Source organism: Nocardioides oceani (assembly GCF_030412965.1).
GTDB classification, from domain to species: Bacteria; Actinomycetota; Actinomycetes; order Propionibacteriales; family Nocardioidaceae; genus Nocardioides; species Nocardioides oceani.
The window spans coordinates 1-241 of the sequence record NZ_JAUHJQ010000215.1 but is presented as its reverse complement, the minus strand read 5'-3'; the positions used below and the strand labels follow the sequence as shown (position 1 = coordinate 241).

Annotated in this window: 1 pseudogene; it reads right to left on the bottom strand. The window is 78.4% G+C overall.

What is annotated here, in order from left to right:
• Positions 1-241: pseudogene (locus QWY28_RS23835) on the bottom strand (penicillin-binding transpeptidase domain-containing protein); the annotation flags it as partial.

Genomic DNA, 241 nt, shown 5'->3' with positions numbered 1-241 from the left:
CCTCGGCGACCATCTCGGCGGTCACCTCGCCGACCGAGCCCAGGACGGGCGCGGCGAACTCCCGGGTCGGTGCGAGCGGGCGCTCGCCGGGGATGGCGATGACGCCGCGCAGCGGGCCGGGCGAGGCGACCAGCCCCGCCGGCACCTCCTCGCGCCGGTAGGTGATCGCCTCGACGAACGCCTGGTCCCCCGCCGCTCGCACCCGCGCGGCGTACGCCTCGGCGTCGACGTCGACCAGGCC